The sequence below is a fragment of the Rhodococcus sp. IEGM 1302 genome (genome assembly GCF_030056935.1).
Taxonomy (GTDB): domain Bacteria; phylum Actinomycetota; class Actinomycetes; order Mycobacteriales; family Mycobacteriaceae; genus Rhodococcus_F; species Rhodococcus_F qingshengii.
Window position 1 is genome coordinate 1 of the sequence record NZ_JASHKY010000075.1, and the last position, 207, is coordinate 207.

The 207-nt window shown below is 54.1% G+C and carries 1 protein-coding gene; it reads right to left on the reverse strand.

Translation table 11 applies throughout. The features are described 5' to 3' along the window. Window positions 1-207: hypothetical protein (locus QM609_RS29185; protein ID WP_283337665.1), on the reverse strand; the 207-nt coding region annotated here is incomplete at both ends.

Here is a 207-nt window from a genome sequence, read left to right on the forward strand (position 1 = left end):
CTTCTCGTGCCGAGTTCAGAACTGCCGAAGAATCCACCGCAGTTCCGATGACGTATGCAATCAGGCTGTCACCGAAGACGGCATCGGTATGCAAGGTAACAACCGCGTCTGCAATTGAGTCGTGAGCGATCAATGCGGACTCGATCTCGCCCAGTTCGATACGTTGCCCACGCAACTTCACCTGGAAATCCGAACGACCGATGTACT